Consider the following 18,932-nt stretch of genomic DNA (forward strand, 5'->3'; position numbering starts at 1 on the left):
TCCAATGTTCAAGTCTCTCACCTTGATGGCGACGGTCGCTCTCAGCACGCTTTTGCCGGCCATCGCCTCTGCCGAAGACATCAATATCAAGCTCTGGACGCTCGCCGACAAGAATGCGCCTGGCCGCGTCACCAACATCGAAGCCGCCGCCGGCGTCATGAACGCGCAGTTCAAGGCAGCAGGCGTCGACAAACGCATCGTCATCGACATCAACAACAGCACGGTACAGGGCTGGGACTCCTTCGCACTCGATACACTGAAGGCGTTTTCGGTGGGGCAGGGACCGGACATCTACGTTCTGCCGCATGAGTGGATCGGCCAGTTCGCGCAGGACGGTTATGCGATGCCGATGGAAGACAAGATTGCTGCCGCTCCCTGGGTCTACGGCGATATCCTGCCGGTTCTGTGGGACTCGGCCAAGGCGACAGACGGCAAGATTTACGGCATTCCGCAGGACGCGGAAATCCGCATGTTCTTCTACAACAAGGACATGCTGCGCAAGATCGGCAAGGACGAAGCCTTCATCGAAGGTCTGCCGGCCAAGGTCGATGCCGGCGAATTCACGCTGGACGATCTGACGGCGCTGTCGAAGGAAGTGGTTGATGGCAAGGCCGCGCAATACGGCATGCTGCACCGCCCGAATGTCGGCATCGATTATCTGATGGTGTTCCAGTCCTATGGCGTGAAGTTCATGGACGAAAAGACCGGCAAGCTGATGTTCCCCAAGGCTGAAATGGCCAAGGCTCTCGGTTGGTACGAGCGCAACGCCAAGGAAGGCGTGACCCCGGTCGACAACACGGCCATGAGCTGGGAGGCGATCCAGACTGCCTTCAAGCAGGAAAAAGCCTTCATCTTCCATCAGGGCGTCTGGGCGGTTGCCTGGCAGGTGGGTGAAAAGAACGGCGCAACCTGGCCGACCGACGGCAAGGGATATTTCAACAAGATCGGCTGGATTTCCGCGCCGGCGGCCGTAAAGGGTGGCAAACCGGCCAACCTGTCACATCCGCTGCTCTACACTCTCAATCCGAAGAGCAAGAATGCCGATATCGCCGTCGATCTCGTGGCGCTTGCGACATTGCCCTATTTCAACAACGAGCACGCCGTGACTTCCTATCACACGGCCATCAGCAACGCCCAGACGGCCATGCCGAAATACCGCGACAACTGGGTTCTTTCCGCCGCTTCGCCGATGATGAAGGACGCGCAGTTCGTGCCTAACCACACCAAGTTCGGCAGCTATAACAAGGTGCTGTTCAGTGGTCTGCAGGCGGTCGAGACCGGCAAGATGACGGCCGCACAGGCGGTTGATTTCATCGCCGACGAACTCGACCTGCAATTCGGCGCGGAAATCGAAATCCGCGACACCGTAAGCAACTGAGTTTGCCCGAAACCATGCCGCCCGGCTTTGCCGGGCGGCTTTTCCGCGTTCCTACCGGTATATCGTGATGTCCCAATTCCAGCTTCGGGCGCGCCGCCCGGCCCGGCCGATCTTTTATCTGGCCCCGGCTCTTGCCCTGCTCGGCCTGTTCTTTCTGGCCCCGATCGTCGTCAATCTGGTGATAGCCTTTACCGATATGGGCGCAAACCTGAAGGTCGGCAAATTCACGGTCGAGAATTTCCAGCGCATGGTCCAGCGTGACGTCCGTCTGCCAATCGTGCTTTTGACGACGTTCATCTATGTCGGCGCAACGCTGTTCTTCTTCAATATAGGCCTCGGCGCGCTTCTGGCCGTCACGACGACGGCGATACCGGACCGGCTCGGCAACTTCTTTCGCGGCCTCTGGCTTTTGCCGCGCATGAGCCCGGCTGTGCTTTACGGTGTCTTGTGGATCTGGATTGCCGATCCGACCTCTTCCGGCCTGCTCAACCAGTTCCTCGGTGCGCTCGGCGCACCTGCATTGAACCTGCGCAACGACTTTCCGCTGTTTCTGGTGGTGGTGGCGAACGGTGTCGTCGGCGCATCCTTCGCCATGGTCATCCTCACATCGGCCATCCGCTCCATACCCTCGCATCTGGCCAATGCGGCGCGCGTCGATGGCGCCAGCGAATGGGGCGTGCTCCGCCATGTCATCGCGCCGGCGCTGTCTGCGCCGATCCGTTTCATCACGCTTTATCAGGCACTCTCGCTGATGACGACCTATGAATATATTCTGCTGATCACTGGCGGCGGCCCGGTCTACGACAGCACGACCTATGCGCTTTATATCTACCGACGCGCTTTCGAAAACGGTGCCTATGCCTATGGCGCGGCGCTTGCGCTCGGCCTGATGGCCATCGGCGTCGCCGTTACCCTCATTCAATGGCGCCTCAGCAATATGCGCTCGACCTTTGCTCCCGCCAAAATCGAGGTGCTGTGATGACACTCGCCCATGTTCATGGCCAGGCTACGCCCGCTCTCGATGTCCCGTCGGACTGGGCACGTCTTGAAAGGCGCGGCCTTGCCCATCGCGCCGGCTTTCTTCCCGTCATTCTCGTGTTCCTGACGGTGGTTTCGGTTCCCGTTCTCCTGCCCTATCTGTGGCTGCTGGTGAAGTCGCTGACCACCTCCGACGACAATCTCAGCCGGCTTGTGTTGTGGCGCAGCGGTGCAATCGCTGCTCTTGCTTATGGCGGGGCGATTGCGGTGGCGCTTCTTTCCACACGGCTGCGCCATCCGGCGCTGTTGTGGCTGGCATTCGGCGCCGTGGTTGCAGCGCTCATTTTTGTGCTGGTGCTGCCGCATCTGACCATCGAGAATTACAGCTTCCTGTGGAGCCGCGATATCGAGAAAACCGGCACCACGCGCATGGCACTGATGCCGTCGATCTGGATGGCGATGCGCAATTCGCTGCTATTTGCCGCTTCCCAGACGCTGATTGTCGCGCTTGTCGCCACGCCGGCCGCCTATGCGCTGTCGCGCTTCACCTTTGCCGGGCGTGAAAACGTGCTGCGCGGGCTTTTGCTGCTGCATGCCTTTCCGGCACTCGCGCTCACCGTCGCGATCTTCGTGCAGCTGCACTACATGGGCCTGCTCAATAATCTCTTCGGCGTCGTGCTTGTCATGAGCGCACTGGAGTTGCCGTTTGCGATCTTCGTTCTCAAGGGCTTCTTCGACAACGTTCCCTGGGACATCGAAATGAGTGCCGTCACCGATGGCGCGACGCGTTTCCAGGCATTCCGCATGGTGGTGCTGCCGCAGGTGAGAAGCGGCCTCATCGCAGTTGCCACCTTCACCTTTCTGCGTGGCTGGGAAGAATATGTCTTCGTCCAGACCCTGCTCATCGAGAAAAGCCAGATGACGATGAGCCTTTATCTCTTCTTCGTGGCCCAGGACAGCGTCGGCGTGAATTACGGCATGATCGCCGCCGTCGGCATCATCTATCTGCTGCCTGTGCTGATCATTTACATCTTCACGCAGAAATACATCACCCAGATGAGTTTCGGCGGGATCAAAGGATAATCGCCATGGCCAGAATCACCCTCGACAACGTCACCAAAAGCTGGGGCGACACCCGGGTTCTGCAACCGATGACGCTCTCCATCGAAGACGGCGAATTCGTCGCCGTTCTCGGCCCTTCGGGATGCGGAAAGTCGACCACGCTTTTCCTGCTCGCCGGGCTTTATGCGCCGACCGCCGGCCAGATTTCTTTCGACGGCCACAACGTCAACCGCATTGATGCCCGCGACCGCAATGTCGGCATCGTCTTCCAGTCCTATGCACTTTATCCCAACCTGACGGTGCGGCAGAACATCGCCTTTCCGCTGCGTTTCAAGAACGTCTCGCGTGAGGAAGGGGCGCGGCGGGTAGAGGAAGCGGCGAGCCTCGTGCAGATCAGCGCGCTTCTCGACCGGCGGCCTTCGCAGCTTTCCGGCGGCCAGCAGCAGCGTGTCGCGCTCGCCCGGGCGCTGGTCAAGGAACCGAACATCCTGCTTCTCGACGAACCGCTTTCCAACCTCGATGCGACGTTGCGCATCACCATGCGCGCCGAGCTGAAAAGCCTGCAGAAGCGACTGAAAATCACCACGCTGATCGTCACCCATGACCAGATCGAGGCGATCACCATGGCGGACAGGATCATCTGCATGAACAACGGCGCCATTGCCCAGATCGGCACGCCCGACGATCTTTACCGGCGGCCCGACAATCTGTTCGTGGCCGGGTTCATCGGCACGCCGCCGATGAACCTGTTGAAGGGATGGGCGCAAGGCGGTCAGCTGCAGATTGGCGATGCCTTGCTCGACCTCAATGCCCATCGCGACGGCGAGGTCACCTTTGGCCTGCGCCCGGAAGATATCGCCCTCGTCAAATCGTCCGAGGCGCGGCTTGAAGGGCAAGTCACCACCGTCGAGCCCATGGGACGCGAAGTCTTTTATACGATCGAGACGCCCGCAGGTATGATCCACGCGCTGGAATATGGCGAGACCATACGTCATTCGCCGGGCGATCGTGTCGGGATCAGCTGCAAATTCGGCCTGACACTCGTGTTCGATGCCAACGGCAACCGCATCGCCGGGCTGCACGCCGATCTCTCTCACGATCTGACTATTCCGGCGCGTGAACCGGAACCCGTAAACTGACAGGACTTTCCATGCCTAAAATCGTCTCCCATCGCGGCGCCAACCATTTTGCACCCGAAAACACCTTTGCCGCCGCCGACCTCGCCTTGAGGCAAGGGGCGGATTACATTGAGCTTGATGTGCGCGAGAGCGCGGATGGCGTGCTTTATGTCTTTCACGACGAAACGCTGGACCGCACCACCAATGGCACCGGCCCAATCGGCCACGCCCTGTCGGGCGAGATCGATGCGCTGGACGCCGGCAGCTGGTTTGGCGAAAGCTTCAAGGGTGCGATTGTACCGCGGCTTGATGCCTATCTCAGCCATTTGCGGGGCCGCTGCGGCGTCTATGTCGAGCTGAAATATTGCGATCCGGTCAAGGTGGCAGCGCTGGTGCGCAGCCTTGGAATGGTACGCGATACCTTCTTCTTCTCTTTCTCCGAAGAAATGCGCCGGGGTTTGCAGGCCGCCGCGCCGGAGTTCCGCAAGATGATGACGCTCGACATCGCCAAGTCACCGTCGCTGGCGGCGGCCGTTCACCATGCCTCGATCATCGAGATCACACCGGCGCAGATGCGCAAGCCCGGACTTGTCGAGGCATGCCGTAAGGCCGGTCTGGAAGTCATGGTTTATTATGGTGGCGATGACGCCGACCTTCATAATGAGATCGCATTGGCCGGAGTAGACTACGTCAACATCGACCGCCCGGACCTGTTCGATACGGCGCGCCGCACCGCACGACAGCCCGAACTCGCATGACCTTCCTGACCCCCTGGAGATGATGATATGAGCAATCTTATTGGTACCGGTTTTAACGCTGGCTCGGACGACGGCGAACTGGCCACTCTTGAAAACGATCTGCGTGCACTGGCCGAAATCGGCTGCGATACCGTCGAACTCGCCGTGACCAGCCTTGATCTGATCGCGGGCGGCCGCATCATCGAAGAGCGCGCTGAACGGTTCGTGGCGCTTACGAAACAGTTCGATTTCCGCTACACCGTGCACGGTCTGGTGTCGTCCAATTTCATGGATCCGGTAACGTGCCGCTACCAGATCGATGCCGCAAAGGCGCTGGCCGTCCTGTGCGACCGTATCGGTGCAGGCATTCTCGTTCAGCATAGCGGTGCGCTACGTGCCGACCAGATTGCCGAGCGGGCTGATGCCGATGCCCGTGAGCGGGAAGCACTGTTCGAGCTTGCGGAATTCTGCAAGCCCTATGGCGTGCGTGTCGCACTTGAAAATATCTTCTCCACCGAACCCGGCCAATATCGCCAGACCCCTGCCGAAGTGGCGGCAACCGTGAAGGCAATCGGCCACGATAACGTCGTGGCGCTGATCGATTTCAGCCACGCCTATCTCGAATCAACCTATCGTGGTCTAGATTTCCGCGAACAGCTTCGCGCCATGGCGCCGGTGGCCGGTCATCTGCACGTCCACGACTCCTTTGGCCGCCCGCAGGGCTTTTATCAGCCGTATTTCGATCAGGAAAGCACCGCTCTCGGCATCGGCGATCTGCACATGCCGCTCGGCTGGGGCGATATCGAATGGGCGAGCATCTTCTCGGAACTGACCTTCCTGCCTGATACCGTGCTGATGATGGAAATCGGCCGCCGCTACCGGGCCGAACAGCCCGCAAGCCTTGAAATGGCACGGCAGCTCATGTCGATCTACGCCGATCGGATGCAGATCGCGGCCGAATGATGAGCCAGAATAGGGCGCAGCCGATAGGCTGAGGCCTGAAACGCCGGCAGTTCTAGACGCAACTGCCGGCGTTTTTATTATGCGGCCCAGTCGGAAAGCGAATAGGCCCTGATGTAGTCGATCATCATTTGCGAGCCATCGCTGAAATCAACGGCCGATGGTGTTCCGGCCATTCCACCGACGGCAAGATTGACGACCATATACATGGGGTCGTGCATATCATCGGGCGTATCCGTCTGCGCGACGGCGACATCGTCGAAATACCAGGTGATGTGTTCCACATCCCACAATACGCCGTAGGTGTGAAATCCGTCCGTGCTCGGCACGCTGACATTGTTGATGACCGAACTCTGTTCACCCGTCGCGTTGGAGTGGGTGGACATGATGAGGGTATTGGGGTTTTGCCCGCGCATTTCCACGATATCGAGTTCCGGTGGCCAGGATCCGTCTTGCGGCAAAAGCCAGAAGGCCGGCCATGCGCCCCGGTCGGTCGGCATATCGGCGCGCATTTCGAAATAACCATAGGTCTGGCTGAACGACGAATAGGTGTTCAGCATGCCCGAAGTGTAATCATAACCCTCGATTTCACTGGCGATCGATTGCGGGGTTTCCGCGGCGGTGATCGTCAGGACGCCGTTGTTGATGCTGAAGGGATTGACCTGCGATGTCCCGGCATAAGCGGGGTTGATGTACCATTGCGCCTCGCCATTCGTCGTCAGCGAGCTTCCCTTTTCCGGAGCCCACCAATATTTGGCGTCCCAGGTTCCCTGATCGCCGCTACGCAGCGAAAGCGCGTCGAATTCGTCGGCAAAGGTCTGGGTCAGGGACGACCGGTCAAGGCTGAGTTCGAACTGGTTAGCTTGAAGATCATCGATGGTCGTCCCGGCAAGAACCACGGCCTCGCCGTTGGCGAAGTTCAGCCAGAGATTATCGCCCTGCTGGGTGGCATTGCTGACGAGCTGCTCAAAGGACGTGATGCCGTAACCGTTAAGCCGGATCGTGTCGTTGGCGCTGAAATCCATGATGAGATCAGTGCCGTTGCCGCTGGTAAAAACGAAAGTGTCGGCCCCGCCGCCGCCGATCAGCACGTCGTTTCCGGCTCCGCCATCGATCGTCTGGCTGCCTGATCCGCCGGTGATGATGTTGTCCAGTTCATTGCCGAAGGCATAACGGCCGTCGCCGGTTACCCGCAGATTCTCGAAATTGTCGGGCAGGGTGTAGCTCATCCAGGTGTCGATGGTGTCGATACCTTCCCCGGCATTTTCGACGGCGCGATTGATGCTGGAATAGAGATAATAGATATCATCGCCCGTGCCGCCCGCCATCGTCACATTGACGGAACTGTCGCCCCACATGGAATCATTGCCGGCAGTGCCTGTCAGCAGCGGGCCGGAGCCCGTGGCGGAAAAAAATCCTTGGGAATTGCCGCTGTAATAGAGTGTTTCTCCAAGCGCATTCAATACTGTCCGGGTCATTGACCGTCTCCTGTCCGTTAGCGTTGGTTGCCTCACTCCTCTTGGACGATACCCTAACAGGGCGAAAACCCTCCCGTTAGGGCCAGAAATGAGGGGTACATGGCCGGTTTCTGAGATCTGCACTCTTGCAGCATTGCAATGGGCGGTGGCAGGATTGAACGGCAAGGGAGATGTTCATGCGGCATCTCGCGAAATGGAGTGTCAGGATTGAGTGTAGCCTTTACCAAGGAAGATAGTGCCGAAACCGCAGCCGAAACGGTTCTACCGGACCGGGTGATTTCGCCTCATCCCAATCTGGTGACCGAGGCTGGACTGAAAGCGCTTGAACAGCAGCTGCAAATGGCGCGTGAAGCCTGCGAAGCGGCCAATGCCGTCGAAGACGTCAATGAAAGGCGCAGGCTTTCTGCCAATCCTCTGCGGGATATTCGGTATTTCGTGGAGCGTATCCGCACCGCTCAGCTGATGCCGAGCCCGCCCGCGAATGGCATTGTCGCCTTCGGCAGTGTGGTGACCTTCAGCCGCGATGACGGGCGGACGCAACGGTTCCGGATCGTGGGTGAGGACGAGGCCGATCCCGCTGCGGGATCGATGTCCTATGTCTCTCCGGTCGCGAGGGTTCTGATGGGAAAAGCCGCCGGAGATATTGTCAGTCTGGGCGGCAGGGAGATTGAAATCATCGAAGTCGGCTAGAGGAGCTGGAACGGGAGAACCCTGCCACGGTTATGTCCCGTCAGGACGCGTCTTAGCTTAACCGCGCTGCCGTCAAAGCTTCCTCATTCGCCATTCCTGTCATCCGCATCATCGTATTTTTCAGAAAGAACCTGAAATCCAGATCGATGAAGGTATAGGCGAGTACAAGTCCCATATGAGCCATGAAAACGGGATTGAAATTCAGCTCTTCAAATTGATAGACGATGATGATCCCGATCGCCGAATAGGTGAAGAAACCGACTTTTCGTTTCCGGAAAATTGCATAGACAAGTGCAAAGGCGCTGATCAGGCAAAATCCTATGCCGGATGCATAGGCGGTGGCGAGAAAGCCGTTATGCGGCGTACCGATCCTCGATATCCGCGACAGTTCTTCATATCGTGCGGTAAAACCAATGCCCAAGGGATGATGGAGCATGACCTGAAAGCCACCGGTAATGGTGTCCCAACGTTCCTGGGCATTGTTGCTGCTGTTGCTGTCCTCGACAAAGCGTTTTGAAAAGATCTGTTCTGCAAAATCGAAAGCGCCCAAGGGCAAAACCGCTGCGATGACAAGGGCAGACAGGGCAAAACCGAAATAGGTGCTGAGCAGCATCCTGATTGAAAAATTTCTGACGTAGAAATAGACCCCGATGGCAAGAACCGCAAACACCCCCGACCGGTTGAGCGTGAGTGTGAAGCTTGCCAGGTAGACGAGCAAAAACACGGCGAAGAGCGCGGGGCGTCTTTGACGTTCGGCAAGATAGGCGACTGCCGCGCCAGCCAGAGCAAAGACCGGTCCGGCCGTGTTACCCACCGGCCAGATGCCTCCCGCTTTCTCGACACGCAAAAGCAAGGGGCTTAATTCACCTTTTGCCGCAGCTTCCAGTACGGCGGTTTCATCGAACATGAAAGACAGGCCAAGGGAGGCAAGTTGGTCATGAATGACGATGTCCAGAAACAGCAGGATCGTCACCGCGATGAAGCCGGCGAATATGCCCCAGCAGAACAGCTCGAGAAGGTTCTCCTTGAACAGCAGATAGGTGAAAAACAGAAAATAGACCGCGTAAAAATATGCCATCGCGGTAGTGTAAAATTCACCTTCACCACGCTCATCGGCAAAGAGAGCCGAGAGGACAAAAAACAGGGTCAGTGGAACAAGATAAAGCAGGATGATCGAAGGCGTCAGACAGCGAACGTAAAGCAGGGCGATGACGGGCAGTGTCATCAGCACCAGCATGTCGGTGATGTTGAGGAAGCGCAGGCCCAGATTGCTGGTCAGGACATTGCATTGGATGAAAAAACCAATGGAAAAGACGAAGATCGCCAGAAAGAGACCGGGAATCCGTATGGTTTTTGAAGGATAAAGGGGCATTGCCAAAACGAAGCCCGGCAACGGGGATTGCTGCGACGCCGCCATATTTGCACTTCTGGTCATTCGCGGCCTGTATCCTTCACTGGCGGACCTTGATGCGGCCCTGTTGGAGAGGGCGTCATCAACCGCGAGGCGACATGGTGATGACGATGAATAGTGGTCTTGAGAACGTTGCCGTGCAAGACAATTTTCTATGGTTTTCAGCCGCTCAGATTACCCTTTGGTAAAGCGCCTTCGACGGCGATTACCCGCTGGATGTAAAGCGGTTCATTGGAAACGGGCGCGTTGGTGCCGAAAGCGGGCATGATCCTCAGATAGAAACCGTATCCGCTGGGGCTGATATCGGGATCGATGGCGATCTCGTTGGCCGTGGCCCACATCCAGCCGCTATTGTCGAGGGCGTTCGCACCACCGAATTGCAGGGCGGAGCAAATGATCGTCCGCACTGCGCCACCGCTTTTCGCGATCAGCGTGACATAGGGTGCGCGCTGCCCTTCGCTGTTTTTGTAAAGCACCGCGAAGGATATGGTTTTACCGATCATCGCGGCGGCCTCCGCATTGCGGAAGTAACGAAACAGCGCGGCCGACTGGTTGCCATTCGCGCGCAGACCGAGGGTGTAAGCGAAGGCCGGGGAAAAGGTGACCTCGGCGGTTTTGATGGCGGAGCCTGGCGGCGCCAGGCTCCAGGCTGTCGGTACGGACCCTGACCAATCGGTGAAATCGCCATTGGCGATGAGATTGGCGGCGGGAAGTTTCGGCCAGCAGGGTGTCTGAAAGCCGCTGTCGGGCGCAGAGGCCAGATAACAACCGAACAGGGTTCGGGCGATCAGTTGGGAGCCGGCATCGTTCGGATGAACGTTATCGCGGTAGAGCGCGGCGTCCTTGCCTTTCGCCACAAATGTCGCGTGTGTATCCACCAGCGTCAGATCCGGGTGTATTCGCGCGAGGTCGAGGATCGCGCTATAGACCTTGTCGTAACCGGTACTATCGCGCCAGGGGTTCTGGGTGGTGATGAGTTGCGGCACGCCGGGCCATTGCCACTCGGTCATGCCCAACGGTCCGAGCAGGGCTGCTCGTCCGGAGCTTAAGATACCGCCCGGCGCCTCGAAACTATGCATATTATGCCCCTGATGGATGATGCACAGGTCGGGACGTGGAATTTTCAGTGCCGCCGACCGTTGATCCGCGAGCATGTAACCCGCCATGCCGCCGGGCAGCGTTGCGAGATAGACGGTCAGCGTCGCCCCCGTGCCGGCGCGTAGCGTAACCGGATCGGCATAGGCCTTTGGCCCGGTGGGGGCGTTTGTCTGCCATTCTGCCCAGCGGTGCAGCACCACTTTCGCATCGTGCAGATCACCAAGCATCATCGCGAATTGCTGGAATGGTCCGGCATCGGCATAGGCGGTGCTGTCACCATTCACGAAGATCGTGGCATTCTGGCCCGCCGTCAAACGTGCACGCAAAGGCGACAGCGCGTTTAGGGAAGGGACCATGGCGCGCATGTTCCGGGGGATGATGCCGAGCGATAGGCCGATCATGCCAGCACCTCTTCCGTTCCGGCCATATATATGCATATGTTGCGTTCGAGCGCAGTCATCGTTCGTTCTCCTGGTCTGGCCCTAGGATAACTCCGCTTTAAGGCAGGGGGAAAAAGCGCAAGAAGCGAGACGGTGCTCAGCGATAAAATTGAACGTCACGATTTTTTCTTCGATTTCTTTTAAAATATATAGATAGAATATTTTTCTTTTATTTTACGTATATCGGATTTTTGATCCGTAAAAAGGTTTGAATGTCATTTTTTCTAATCGCAATCAAGCATTGTTGTTTTTATATTAAAGCCATCGGTAAAGCTATCCCTGCCGTTGCGAAGTGTATTCATCCTTTTTATGGGCTGTCTGCTCATGCACGTCATTCCCGGCAATGGCATCTTGGGCGGTCCCTCGCGCCACGGGTGATGCCATGACATCCGCTCTTTTTGTCAGCCATACCGGAGAGAAGGGCGGGGCCGAGCTTTTCCTGACGGATCTCGTCAAGGCCGGACCGCATTCCTGGCGTGCCTGCTTTCTTAGTGGCGGCGCTGCTGCTGATGATCTGGCGGCGGCCGGAAGGCCTCCGGTCATGTTGTCCGCCGGCGAAAAAATGCTGTCGATCCGCCGTGATTCATCGGTCGGTGCGATATTGCGCGGTGCGGCTGATGTCGCTGCCGTTGCCTGGCAATTGAGCCGGCAGGCGAGACATTACGACGTGATCTGCGCCAACTCGCAAAAAGCACTGTTCGTCTGTGCGCTTGCGGCGAAGCTCAGCGGTCGTCCGCTAGTCTGGATTTTGCACGACATCGTCACCGATCCGGCTTTCAGCTCCGCCAATCGCCGCGCCTCACTGGCATTTGCGCGCCTTTTCGCGAGGCGGGTGGCCGTGAATTCGCAGGAAACCGGCCGGGCTTTCGTTGAAGCCGGCGGGCAGGCAGACAAGGTCCGTATCGTTTATAATGGCTTCGATCCCGCAAAGGCTGTGGCTTATGATCCCGACAGAGCAGCGCGGCTGCGCACGGAACTGGGCCTAGGTCCGAAACCGCTTGTCGGATTGTTCGGCCGGCTGAGCGAGTGGAAGGGGCAGCATGTTTTTCTGGATGCGTTGGCGGCGATGGATGGCGTTCAGGCTGTCATCGTCGGCGGAGCGCTTTTCGGGCAGGAAGCCTACGAGGCGCGTCTGCGTGAGCAGGCGTCCCGTCTCGGTCTGGATGGCCGCGTCCGCTTCCTTGGTTTCCGCTCGGACGTACCGGAGTTGATGGCGTCGATGGATGTGGTTGCCCATACCTCTGTTGTCGCCGAACCGTTTGGCCGGGTGGTGGTGGAGGCGATGATGTGCGGGCGGCCGGTTGTCGCCACACGCGGCGGCGGGGTCACCGAAATCATTCGCGATGGTGAAACGGGTCTTCTGGTGCCGCCGGGTGACGCATCGGCGCTTGCCGCAGCTCTCGGCTGCATCCTGTCACATCCGGCTCTGGCGGAAAGACTGGCACAGAAGGGGCAGGAGGATGTGAGCCAGCGTTTTTCACTGGAGGAGACCTGCCGGTCCGTTTCAGCGCTGCTGGCGGAGGTAACGTGAGGTCCCGGTTGGCGATTGATCCGGTCAGAAGGTGCAGGCAAGCGGAAGGGTCAGGATGCGTATTCTCGTAAACATGCCGAGCCAATATGGCGGTAAACCATCCGGCGTTGCCCGCGTGACCTTCAGCCTGCTGGAGCGGCTTCTCGATCAGACGCGGGACGATTATATTCTTCGCTCTCCCTGGACGCGGGCACAGCTGCCCGCAAGTCTGCGCGACAGCCGTCTTCAACTGATTGAGACGCCGCGACCGCGTATCATGGTGTTCGATGTGCTGCGTCAGGCCGTAATGCTGCCCGCGCTTTGCCGCCGGCACGGTGTTGATGTGTTGTTTAATGCCGATCCCTTCGGAAGTCCCCGCGGCGGCAAACGGCGCGTCACCCTTGTTCACGATCTTTATTTCAAGACCATCCCCGAGCAGATCGGCTGGCGTGCGACCTTGACGACGGATTTGATTTTTCGCCTGATGATGGCCGGTTCGGATCGGATCACCTGCGTGTCTGAGGCGACACGAGAGGATCTGGCACGATTTTATCCCTCCGCCGCCACCAAAAGCCTGACCATCCATTCCGACAGCACCTTGAATGCCGATCCGGAGGCTTTAAACGGCCCGCCGCCGGTTGCCACGCCCTATATTCTGGCGGTCGGAAACGCGACATCCAATAAAAACTTCAGCCTTCTGGGCAAGGCTTTTGCGGTGCTTGGCAAGGCAAGGCCGGATTTGCATCTCGTTCATGTCGGCCGCGACGATGCGGAGGAAATCGGCAGCGTGCTCGATGCTCCGGAGTTGAAGGCACGGCTGATCCGGCTTTCCGGCATAGACGATGGCCAACTGGCCGAACTTTATCGCCACGCCGCCTGCCTTTGCGTGCCTTCCACCTATGAAGGGTTCTGCCTGCCAGTGCTGGAAGCGCAGCAACTGGGGTGTCCGGTTGTCTGCTCCAACCGTTCCGCAACGCCGGAGATCGCCGGCAAAGGTGCGCTCACCTTCGATCCCGCCGACGCCGACAGCCTAGTCGCGGCGCTTGAGCGGCTTTTCCGGGAGCCGGATCTGGCAAACAATCTTCGCCAGGCGGGTTATGAAAACCGCAAGCTCTACTCATGGCAGAAGGCGGCGGAAAGCTATGCGCAGATCTTTTGCGGAAAGGCGTGAGCCGCTGAGGGGACCGTAATTCCTTCTCGCGTCGGAAAAAACAGCCGTTTCTTTCAAGACTTGCCGGATCACGCCCGTATCATCACGCGATACGTTGCGGGGTGTCGCCGCCACGGCTGGAGGCATTCGTTAGCCCGGCGAAGTACGCGTCGTTGCGAAAAATCGTGAGAAGGACCCGCGCAGCGTTTTGTTGATGGGCGATTCCAAGCATCGAAACATGATTATGCCTACGACTATGGACAGGGCAAGCGCTCCGATAGTTGTGACTAACGCAAAGGTCAGCGGGGAAAGCAAGAGCGACTTGGCCACCTTGGAGACGCCATGCAGCATTAACCCGTGGATGAGATAGATCGAATAGCTTGCATTGCCGATTTCGACCAAACCAAAGCGATGCCACACGTGTCCCACGCGCTCCAGGATTACTGCGGATAAAACGGCGAAAAAGCCAGCCAAGCCCCACGTGAATGGACGGATATAGGCGAAAGCAAGGGAACCCTGCGCGGCCTCTGTTCCAGATAGGCCGAAGGCGGGTGCGAAAAACAACACCAACGACATGAGAAGAAAAACAGCGGCGAAAGGGGGCGTCCATTTCGGTTTGAAGTTTGTCCCCATCCACTTTAGGCAATGATAGCTGGCAATTCCGAAGCAAAATTCGAGCATGATCGGATTACCGTAATAAATTGCATAAAAATTCTGCGACCCGAGTACTCGAGGCAAAAGTACGAGTAAAATGAGCATCACCACCGCCGGATGCCGCGCTCTTATACTTGGAATCAACAGGCAAAGCGAAAAAGCGAGATAGAAGAAGATTTCGTAGTTAAGCGTCCAGCCGACGGTCACGATCGGTTCAGCCGCACCGCCCCGTAAAAATGGGATGAAGAACATGGATTTTGCGAGATATTCCGGCGTCAGCTCTGTCACGCCCACGGGATTGAACCCTAAAAAAACAAGAGTGTAAAAAGCAGCGTGACGACCCAGTAGAGGGGAACGATACGGAAAATGCGATGGCTGAGGAATGACGCGGCCGTAACATCTCGCGAAGCGGTCGTCGCGGTCATGATGAAGCCACTCAAGACGAAAAATACGTCGACACCTGCCAAGCCTAAACTGAAAAGCCAAGTTGAAGGAAGAACGCTCTTCCAGTAAATTTCACTGTGGTAAAAAAAAACGAGGATTGCCGCAACCGCCCGCAGAACCTGAAGATTGTAAATCACGACCGACCCCAAAAAATGTAAATAAAAAGTATCGCTCGGAAAAATCTGTTTTCAGGCGTAAATTTGTCCTGAAAACCGGAATAATCCGAAAATATAGTCCGAATATTGCTGCGGATAGTTCACAGCGTTGGGAATTTATAAAGTATCATACCACGCTACGCAGATCCGAATAGAGCGCTTCATAGGCTGCGATCACCCGTTCGGGGGCGACGCCCTGTGAAATGCGCTCTTTGGTTTCCGGCGTTTCCGCGAGAATGGCGGGATTGTGCATGGCCTCGGCCATACGTGCGGCGAGTTCGGTGGCGTTGCCCGGCGTAAACAGGCGTTCCGGCCTGTCCTGGCCGATCTGTTCGGCAACCCCGGCAAGATTGGCGCCGAGGACCGGCACGCCGCGCAGGATGGCTTCGGCGACCGTACGTCCGAACGCCTCCGGCCACAAAGGCGGTACGATCAGGCAATCTATACCGGCGAAGAAACTATCTGCATCCACATAGCCCGGAAACTCGACTGGAAGGTTGCGCGTCTTTTGTTGGTAGGCTTCGATGCCGCCCGGCGCGCGACCTGCCATCACCAGCCGCCAGCCTTGCTGCGGCAGCAGCGGCAGCGCTTCAATCAACATATCCGCGCCCTTGGGCGCTTCGATGCGGCCGAGATAACCGAACACGAACGGCTCCCCCGGTGCGCGGGGAATGCGTGGTTTCGGTGACGCTGGTGGAGCGATGGCGTTCCAGATGACCGTGCGGCGGCTTTCCGGTACATGGGTGAAAAAGCCCGCCTGCACATGGCGTTCGACAATATCGCGGCCGACGCCGGCAACGGCATCGACGGCGCATTGGCAACGTCGGTGCAGATAGGAAAAGGCGCGGCATTTCTTGCTGCCATCACAGATGTGCCCGTCGTGAAACAGGGAACCGTTGGTGCACATGCTGGTGAAATCATGCAGGGAATGGACGAGCGGAATGCCGCGCTTGCGGATCATCGGCCAGATCAGCGGCGTCAACTCCGACAGCGAATGGGTGTTGACGACATCAGGACGAAAATCATCGATAACGCGCGCAAGCCGGCGCACGAGACGCGGATCCAGCTGTACTGCGATCTTGTAGTATTTCCGCTTCCATCCCGGTTGCCGCTCCCAGTCACCGATAAAAAACGGCGTGGTATGGCCAAGGCGATGAATGGCGAAACCATCGCGCAGCTCCGGGGCCTGTTGTTCACGGGAGATGGCCGCCACCGCCACCGCGTGTCCCTTGTCCGCCAGCCCGCGTGCAAGGTCTTCCACGAATATCTCGGCGCCGCCGACCCGGTCCGGAGAAAACAGCGACGTTATTTGCAATATCCGCATGCCCAAATTCTCGCGTCTCTATTCGGTTCTATGATTGTTACAACTATTGCGCATCAGCGAAATGAAGGCCGCTCGCCTGCCGGCCCGATCGAGGCTGGTGTTGCGGCATCGCCTGAAGATTGTTCCCGCCGCCGTGATCGGTCCCGTCCCACCCCCGGCGGGTTCAGGCAAAGCGTGACGACGGGCGCGAGGAAGACGGCGTAGGCCATGGCGAAGCCGGGGATTTGCAGCGAAAAATCAAGCGTTGAATGCAGTGCGACAAGCACCAACCCGGCAAGGCCGAGATGGGCGGCGTAACGATAGTTTTTGCGTTTACGCGCCCCGCGAATAAAAATGGCGAGCTGGACGAGCACGAAAAAAGCCGCGTAAAATGGGAATGCGAGGCCGAGCGTCAGCAAGCCCTCGGCATAGACATTATGGGCATGCGTGACGATGGCGTCCACCCCGCATTGCGCCGCGTGATAGGGGGCATAGGTTTCCGCAAAGCTTGCAAGGCCGGTTCCCCAAGGCCAGCTATCGGCGATGGCGCGCGCGATGCCCGGCATGTAGCAGAAGCGCATATCGTCTTCCACCCGCGTTTCCATGCGAAGCGCCACCCGATTGGCGAAGATCAGGAACAGGCCGAGGGTAATGGCGAGCACGATCGCCGCCCGGCGTTTCGTTCCCCGCCGTTTGCGCCGTAAGGCAGCGGCGCCGCGGCCCGTTTTGATGGGGGAGTTGAAGACGGTGAGAATAATGAGGAGGCTGAGTGCCGCAAAGCTAGAGGCGATGCCCGCGCGCGATCCGGTCAGCATCAGGGCGATGAAGCAAAAGGCGGTGAGCACGCCGATAAAGGCGGCTTTGCGGATGAGGCGTTTCTGGCCGTCCGGCACCGTCAGGCGATTTGCCACAAGCGCCCTGACCATTCCCCAGTCTGGAGCGGTCAGCCGTTTGTGTAGCATCACGGCGAGTGTGAGCAGGATAAGGCCGAAGAAGGTGGCAGCAGTATTGCGATTGACGAAAAGGCCGGTCAGGCTGCCGAGATAAAAGCGTTTCTGAATGAAGCCAAGCGTTTCGGGAAAAAGCAGAAACTGCACGATCGACAACAGCGCCAGCCAGCCACCGGCGATTGCGAACCATCGCAGCGCTTTTGCGGCGCGTTCATCGGTATCGAAAATCACGAGGCCGGCCATGAAGGTACCGAAGGGCAGGGCGGCGCTCAACAGCCCGAGCCGATCATCCGCCGGGGTGAGCGAGACCGTGGCGGGGGGCATGAGCTGCATAAACATGGCGGCGGTGGACCAGGCGGGATTGGGTGGCGCGATGCCCGGCACGGATGATTGCAACAACATTTGGACGATGAGTGCCCCCAGCAAAAGGCAGGCGGCCGCGAGCGTCACGCCGACCCCGGCCCGGGGTGGCCCGAACAGCAGGATGGCAGGCACCAGCAACAGATAAATTGCAACGGTGACGACGATGCGGCTCTCGATTTCGGTCGCGCCGCGGTTGAGAAGTGCGAGCAGGAAGATAGCCCAGAAGATGACTATTGCGGCCGTCCGGAAATAATCCTGAAACGCGACCGGTCGCGGCAGCGAGGGGGATAGCGGCTCTGATTGGGCTTCTATGGACGACATGGGCTTTCGGCTTTGCAAGAATTGTTGCTGCGGCAATGTCTGAGGCAGAAGGACGCGACGGGCCGCTTATGTCACGGGAGCGGCACGGTGCGTTTCATGCCGGCCTGCGGTTCCTGTGGACAGACATTCCGCAAGGTCCAGCGCAGGATTTCCCCCTCCTTGCCACAAACGATTGCCGTGTCCGCATTACGGGCCGGTTCGGCCTGAGGCAGCGTTTCTGTGGGAAAATGCTGCCACATCACGAAGCGCCCGCGGATCAGGTTGGCATCGGACGGTCCGTAAAGTTGGGAAAAATTCATCAGAACCGCGATTTCCATGGGCGAGGCGTTACGCAACGAACGAACCATGGCAAGACGCAGCCAAACATCGCCGTTTGCGGGCAAACAGGAGAGCGCATGGCGAATATAGGTCTCGGCAAAGCCGAGACGCGCCGTTCCGGCCTCGGATGCTGCATCTTGGCCATTTGCGTCGATATCGGCCAGAACGAGCCGCAACCCGGCCTTGATGATATCCGAGCGGCAGATTTTTTCCGCCACGACGGGGTGCAGCCCATCGACGGTCTTCGCCAGAAGATCGTGCGCCAGGCCATTCCTGTCGTCGGCAATTCTCGCCAAAGCGACGACATCGGAAAACCGCCGGGTTTCGGAAAACGCCTGCGCGGCGACGGACAAGACGAATACTGAAAGGATGAGAACCGGCACGACCGCGAAGACTTTACGCAGGCCCGCCATT

General features: G+C 58.3%; 17 protein-coding genes. 9 read left to right on the top strand and 8 right to left on the bottom strand.

What is annotated here, in order from left to right; all coding sequences use genetic code 11:
• Positions 1–4: 4 nt before the first annotated feature.
• From RBH10_RS06405 to RBH10_RS06430, 6 genes are all read left to right on the top strand, one after another.
• Positions 5–1,378: an ABC transporter substrate-binding protein gene (locus tag RBH10_RS06405; protein ID WP_281037773.1), complete on the top strand. Its 1,374-nt coding sequence runs from the start codon at positions 5–7 to the stop codon at positions 1,376–1,378.
• Between the two features lie 67 nt (positions 1,379–1,445).
• Positions 1,446–2,357 (top strand): carbohydrate ABC transporter permease, encoded by a 912-nt coding sequence (locus tag RBH10_RS06410; RefSeq protein ID WP_281037772.1) that lies wholly within the window; start codon positions 1,446–1,448, stop codon positions 2,355–2,357.
• Positions 2,357–3,439, top strand: a complete 1,083-nt coding sequence (locus RBH10_RS06415) for a carbohydrate ABC transporter permease (RefSeq protein ID WP_281037771.1) — start codon at positions 2,357–2,359, stop codon at positions 3,437–3,439. The genes RBH10_RS06410 and RBH10_RS06415 overlap by 1 nt, the downstream gene beginning before the upstream one ends.
• Before the next feature lie 5 nt (positions 3,440–3,444).
• The gene (locus RBH10_RS06420; RefSeq protein ID WP_306180473.1) at positions 3,445–4,557 is read left to right on the top strand and encodes an ABC transporter ATP-binding protein; all 1,113 of its coding nucleotides are present in this window, start codon (positions 3,445–3,447) and stop codon (positions 4,555–4,557) included.
• 11 nt (positions 4,558–4,568) lie between these two features.
• Positions 4,569–5,294, top strand: coding sequence for a glycerophosphodiester phosphodiesterase (gene ugpQ, locus RBH10_RS06425; protein ID WP_281037769.1), 726 nt, complete (start codon positions 4,569–4,571; stop codon positions 5,292–5,294).
• Positions 5,295–5,321: 27 nt separating this feature from the next.
• Positions 5,322–6,236, top strand: coding sequence for a TIM barrel protein (locus RBH10_RS06430; RefSeq protein WP_281037768.1), 915 nt, complete (start codon positions 5,322–5,324; stop codon positions 6,234–6,236).
• A gap of 77 nt (positions 6,237–6,313) precedes the next feature.
• On the opposite strand, the gene RBH10_RS06435 is transcribed toward RBH10_RS06430, so the two are convergent.
• Positions 6,314–7,711 (bottom strand): family 16 glycosylhydrolase, encoded by a 1,398-nt coding sequence (locus RBH10_RS06435; RefSeq protein WP_281037767.1) that lies wholly within the window; start codon positions 7,709–7,711, stop codon positions 6,314–6,316.
• 207 nt (positions 7,712–7,918) lie between these two features.
• On the opposite strand from RBH10_RS06435, the gene greA reads away from it, so the two are divergent.
• Complete coding sequence (gene greA / locus RBH10_RS06440; RefSeq protein WP_281037766.1) at positions 7,919–8,401, top strand: transcription elongation factor GreA; 483 nt, start codon at positions 7,919–7,921, stop codon at positions 8,399–8,401.
• A gap of 52 nt (positions 8,402–8,453) precedes the next feature.
• On the opposite strand, the gene RBH10_RS06445 is transcribed toward greA, so the two are convergent.
• Together RBH10_RS06445 and RBH10_RS06450 are read right to left on the bottom strand one after the other, a co-directional pair.
• The gene (locus tag RBH10_RS06445) at positions 8,454–9,836 is read right to left on the bottom strand and encodes an O-antigen ligase (RefSeq protein ID WP_281037765.1); all 1,383 of its coding nucleotides are present in this window, start codon (positions 9,834–9,836) and stop codon (positions 8,454–8,456) included.
• 137 nt (positions 9,837–9,973) lie between these two features.
• The gene (locus RBH10_RS06450) at positions 9,974–11,311 is read right to left on the bottom strand and encodes an SGNH/GDSL hydrolase family protein (RefSeq protein ID WP_281037764.1); all 1,338 of its coding nucleotides are present in this window, start codon (positions 11,309–11,311) and stop codon (positions 9,974–9,976) included.
• A 421-nt stretch (positions 11,312–11,732) separates the two neighbouring features.
• On the opposite strand from RBH10_RS06450, the gene RBH10_RS06455 reads away from it, so the two are divergent.
• Together RBH10_RS06455 and RBH10_RS06460 are read left to right on the top strand one after the other, a co-directional pair.
• Positions 11,733–12,881, top strand: a complete 1,149-nt coding sequence (locus RBH10_RS06455) for a glycosyltransferase family 4 protein (protein ID WP_281037763.1) — start codon at positions 11,733–11,735, stop codon at positions 12,879–12,881.
• Between the two features lie 55 nt (positions 12,882–12,936).
• Entirely contained in the window at positions 12,937–14,031 is a 1,095-nt protein-coding gene (locus RBH10_RS06460) for a glycosyltransferase family 1 protein (protein ID WP_281037762.1), read from the top strand.
• A gap of 129 nt (positions 14,032–14,160) precedes the next feature.
• Here RBH10_RS06460 and RBH10_RS06465 read toward each other — a convergent pair whose 3' ends face one another.
• The 5 genes from RBH10_RS06465 to RBH10_RS06485 all read right to left on the bottom strand — a co-directional run bounded on the left by RBH10_RS06465 (position 14,161) and on the right by RBH10_RS06485 (position 18,931).
• Positions 14,161–14,958 carry an acyltransferase gene (locus tag RBH10_RS06465; protein ID WP_306180476.1) on the bottom strand — a complete coding sequence of 266 codons (798 nt, stop codon included), beginning with the start codon at positions 14,956–14,958 and terminating at the stop codon, positions 14,161–14,163.
• Positions 14,959–14,969: 11 nt separating this feature from the next.
• Positions 14,970–15,245: an acyltransferase gene (locus RBH10_RS06470; RefSeq protein ID WP_306180477.1), complete on the bottom strand. Its 276-nt coding sequence runs from the start codon at positions 15,243–15,245 to the stop codon at positions 14,970–14,972.
• Positions 15,246–15,390: 145 nt separating this feature from the next.
• Positions 15,391–16,587, bottom strand: a complete 1,197-nt coding sequence (locus RBH10_RS06475) for a glycosyltransferase family 4 protein (protein WP_281037760.1) — start codon at positions 16,585–16,587, stop codon at positions 15,391–15,393.
• 53 nt (positions 16,588–16,640) lie between these two features.
• Positions 16,641–18,200: an O-antigen ligase gene (locus tag RBH10_RS06480; protein WP_281037759.1), complete on the bottom strand. Its 1,560-nt coding sequence runs from the start codon at positions 18,198–18,200 to the stop codon at positions 16,641–16,643.
• Between the two features lie 71 nt (positions 18,201–18,271).
• Positions 18,272–18,931 (bottom strand): hypothetical protein, encoded by a 660-nt coding sequence (locus RBH10_RS06485; protein WP_281037845.1) that lies wholly within the window; start codon positions 18,929–18,931, stop codon positions 18,272–18,274.
• Position 18,932 lies beyond the last annotated feature (1 nt).

Origin of the sequence: Rhizobium sp. AN73 (genome assembly GCF_030757975.1) — a bacterium.
Taxonomy (GTDB): Bacteria; Pseudomonadota; Alphaproteobacteria; order Rhizobiales; family Rhizobiaceae; genus Agrobacterium; species Agrobacterium arsenijevicii.

Coding starts and splice junctions, on each gene's coding strand:
- RBH10_RS06405 (WP_281037773.1), top strand. CDS start 5: ATGTTCAAGTCTCTCACCTTGATGGCGACGGTCGCTCTCAGCACGCTT.
- RBH10_RS06410 (WP_281037772.1), top strand. CDS start 1,446: ATGTCCCAATTCCAGCTTCGGGCGCGCCGCCCGGCCCGGCCGATCTTT.
- RBH10_RS06415 (WP_281037771.1), top strand. CDS start 2,357: ATGACACTCGCCCATGTTCATGGCCAGGCTACGCCCGCTCTCGATGTC.
- RBH10_RS06420 (WP_306180473.1), top strand. CDS start 3,445: ATGGCCAGAATCACCCTCGACAACGTCACCAAAAGCTGGGGCGACACC.
- ugpQ (WP_281037769.1), top strand. CDS start 4,569: ATGCCTAAAATCGTCTCCCATCGCGGCGCCAACCATTTTGCACCCGAA.
- RBH10_RS06430 (WP_281037768.1), top strand. CDS start 5,322: ATGAGCAATCTTATTGGTACCGGTTTTAACGCTGGCTCGGACGACGGC.
- RBH10_RS06435 (WP_281037767.1), bottom strand. CDS start 7,711: ATGACCCGGACAGTATTGAATGCGCTTGGAGAAACACTCTATTACAGC.
- RBH10_RS06445 (WP_281037765.1), bottom strand. CDS start 9,836: ATGACCAGAAGTGCAAATATGGCGGCGTCGCAGCAATCCCCGTTGCCG.
- RBH10_RS06450 (WP_281037764.1), bottom strand. CDS start 11,311: ATGATCGGCCTATCGCTCGGCATCATCCCCCGGAACATGCGCGCCATG.
- RBH10_RS06455 (WP_281037763.1), top strand. CDS start 11,733: ATGACATCCGCTCTTTTTGTCAGCCATACCGGAGAGAAGGGCGGGGCC.
- RBH10_RS06460 (WP_281037762.1), top strand. CDS start 12,937: ATGCGTATTCTCGTAAACATGCCGAGCCAATATGGCGGTAAACCATCC.
- RBH10_RS06475 (WP_281037760.1), bottom strand. CDS start 16,587: ATGCGGATATTGCAAATAACGTCGCTGTTTTCTCCGGACCGGGTCGGC.
- RBH10_RS06480 (WP_281037759.1), bottom strand. CDS start 18,200: ATGTCGTCCATAGAAGCCCAATCAGAGCCGCTATCCCCCTCGCTGCCG.
- RBH10_RS06485 (WP_281037845.1), bottom strand. CDS start 18,931: ATGGCGGGCCTGCGTAAAGTCTTCGCGGTCGTGCCGGTTCTCATCCTT.